3 protein-coding genes are annotated in these 2,739 nt (G+C 58.6%); 2 read left to right on the top strand and 1 reads right to left on the bottom strand.

The window, feature by feature from the left end; all coding sequences use genetic code 11:
- Positions 1-290 (top strand): VanZ family protein (locus EWM57_RS20910; protein WP_129923226.1); only part of this gene is annotated, 290 nt, incomplete at its 5' end.
- A gap of 29 nt (positions 291-319) precedes the next feature.
- Positions 320-1,636 carry a M28 family metallopeptidase gene (locus EWM57_RS20915; RefSeq protein WP_165370607.1) on the top strand — a complete coding sequence of 439 codons (1,317 nt, stop codon included), beginning with the start codon at positions 320-322 and terminating at the stop codon, positions 1,634-1,636.
- Positions 1,637-1,810: 174 nt separating this feature from the next.
- Here EWM57_RS20915 and EWM57_RS20920 read toward each other — a convergent pair whose 3' ends face one another.
- On the bottom strand, positions 1,811-2,353 hold the full coding sequence (locus EWM57_RS20920; RefSeq protein WP_129920799.1) for a hypothetical protein: 543 nt from the start codon (positions 2,351-2,353) through the stop codon (positions 1,811-1,813).
- Between the last annotated feature and the right edge of the window lie 386 nt (positions 2,354-2,739).

A 2,739-nucleotide genomic window follows, 5' to 3' on the forward strand; every position in this document is an offset into this window, starting at 1 on the left:
CGCCGCCCTGGGAGCTGATTTCCTTCGACACGGCTGCCCATGCCTTCGTCTTCTTGGTGCTAGCCGTGCTGAGCTACTTTTCGGCCCGCCGGCAGACGCGCTTTCCCGCACTGCGCCGCCACGCCTTCGGGCTGATGCTGGGCGCCGGCGTTGCCTTTGGCGCTCTTATTGAAGTGCTGCAAATGACCATGGACCTGGGTCGGCACGGTGAATGGTCGGACCTTATCGGCGACTCGCTCGGCACGGCCGCGGGCCTGTTGGGCATGTGGGTCACCCGCCGCTGGTGGTAGTAATGCGGCCGTCTTCTTCTGGTTTCGCTATGGCTTTTCCGCTTTCCGCATCGTGGTTTCGACCTTTGGCGCCGCTCAGTCTGGGTACGGCCCTGCTAACGCTGACGCCAGCCGTAGCCCAGGATATGGGCCAGGTGCGCGCCACCATCACCACCCTGGCCTCCCCTGATTTTCACGGCCGCGGTTACGTGCGCCAAGGCAGCCAGCGCGCGGCCACCTTCCTGCGCCGCCGGTTCCAGCAGCTGGGCCTACGCACCTTCACTCCCCGCTACGCCCAGCCCTTTACCCTTACGGTCAACACGTTTCCCGGCGACTTCAGCCTGCGCCTCGATGGCCGGGAACTGCTGCCAGGTGTTGAGTTCATTGCCGAGCCGGCCTCGGGTGCTGGCCGCGTCAGTGGTCCGCTGCTGCCCCTCGACAGCCTGATTTTCACCAGCGAGGAGGCCGGTCAGCGGTTTTTGGCCCAGTCCCTGCACGGGCAGATTGTGGTCCTGCGCCAGCGCGACGCCGAGCGGCTGCGCACCCTGCCTGATTCTTTCGCCGAGCACCTCAACCAAGCCGCGGCCCTCATCACGCTGGTGCCCGACAAGCTCACGGCCTCCCTCGCCGATGCGCAGTTTCCGCAGCCCCGCCTGCAGGTGCTGGCCAGCCGCTGGACCGGCCCCCGTCAGCAGGCTACGCTGGCCGTCGAGGCCAAGCTGGAACGCGACTACCCCGCCCAAAACCTGATTGGTTACGTCCAAGGCCGCGTGCAGCCCGATTCCTTCCTGGTTGTCACGGCCCACTACGACCACCTGGGGCATATGGGCAAGAAAACGTTTTTTCCGGGTGCCAACGACAATGCCAGCGGCACGGCCATGCTGCTGGCTCTGGCCGAGCACTACGCCAAGCCCGAGAACCAGCCGGCCTATTCTATTGCCTTCATGGCCTTCGGAGCTGAGGAAGCCGGGCTGCTGGGCTCCCGCTACTACGTGGCCCACCCGCTGTTCCCACTCACCCGCATCCGTTTCCTGATCAACATGGACTTGCTGGGCACCGGGGAGGATGGCATCACGGTCGTCAACGGTAAGGTGCTGGAGAAGCCGTTTCAGCAGCTTACGGCCCTGAACTCGGCCGGGCGCTACGTGCCCCAGGTTGCGGCCCGCGGCCGGGCTGCCAACTCCGACCATTACCCTTTCTCCGAGCAGGGCGTACCCGCTTTCTTCTTCTACACCCGCGGCGGCAGCAAGGCTTACCACGACGTGCAGGACCGACCCGATGATCTGTCCTTAGCGAGCGTCCGGGGCGTGTTTCGGCTTACCACCCGGTTTCTGGATCAGCTGGCCACTCCCGCGGCAAAGCCCTAGCAGTGTCCTCATCATGCATTCCGGCACTACTGGTCCGACTTACCACACTCTACTATAAGGAGTGGGTAATTGGCACCATTCTGGGCTAAATGCAGCAAACCCAGAATCGTCGGCTCGGAAGCAGACAATTCTGGGTTTGTTATACGATTGGGAGAACTCCGAAGCGGATGGAGCTTAGCCGTTCGTCTTGAACGAGTTCATGATCTGCTTGGCAACCGTTTCCCACTCGGGCTTCTGACGGTCGGCGCAGGTGAAGTTGCACATCAGCAGCTTGCCTTCCACGTCGGTGAAGAACACCAGGTTGTAGACCTCGTGGCCGAGTTCGGGCTTCATCAGCTCCATGTAGCCAACCTTGCGGCCATTGACTTCCTTGACGCCTTTGTTGAACCACTTCGCCTCCTTGTACTGCTTCGAGTACATCTTGTAGAAGTTGTCGGCGTACATGTCAATCATGTCCTGGTCGGCCGTGTTGTCGGTGTAAGTGAAGGCGATGGTAGCCTCCTTGCTGTTGGTGTAGATAACGCTCGGGCGGCTCTGCGACTTCGCGTAGTTGAAGTCCATCTGCTGCTCGCTCATCACCTCGAAGCCCTTGGGAATCAGGATTTCGACACGCTCGCTCAACACGCGCTTCTTGATCATTTCGACCTCAGCGTAGGGGCGGAAGGCCATCAGCATCAGCGTCAGGCACAGAACAGGGGCGAGTAATGCTTTTTTCATAGTTGTAGGCTGAAAAAAGGTGGAATTCAAAGCTTGAAGAAGAAACCGAAAAGAAGAGGGCTTCTGTTCGGATAACACAATTTACGCACAAAAACTTAAACCGCAAGTATTTCCTAGAGAAATAATTCACGGGCAATATACTCTAAACCCAAAACCAGGCTTTAAGAGCATTCTAAGCCATTTACGCAGCTCAGCAGCGTTTGGATTGAGTTGAAAAAAAATCTTCCGACATCAATCCATTATTGGCATACTGCTATACCAAAATTTATATCAAAAGTTCAATTTTTCAGTTTTGGCGGGCTGATTTGCCGAACAGTTGGACTCAGAGAATATTGTTGATTTGCTCCTTAATCTTCTCCAACTCCTCCTTCATCCCGACCACCAGG

The sequence above is a fragment of the Hymenobacter persicinus genome (assembly GCF_004167665.1).
Taxonomy (GTDB): Bacteria; Bacteroidota; Bacteroidia; order Cytophagales; family Hymenobacteraceae; genus Hymenobacter; species Hymenobacter persicinus.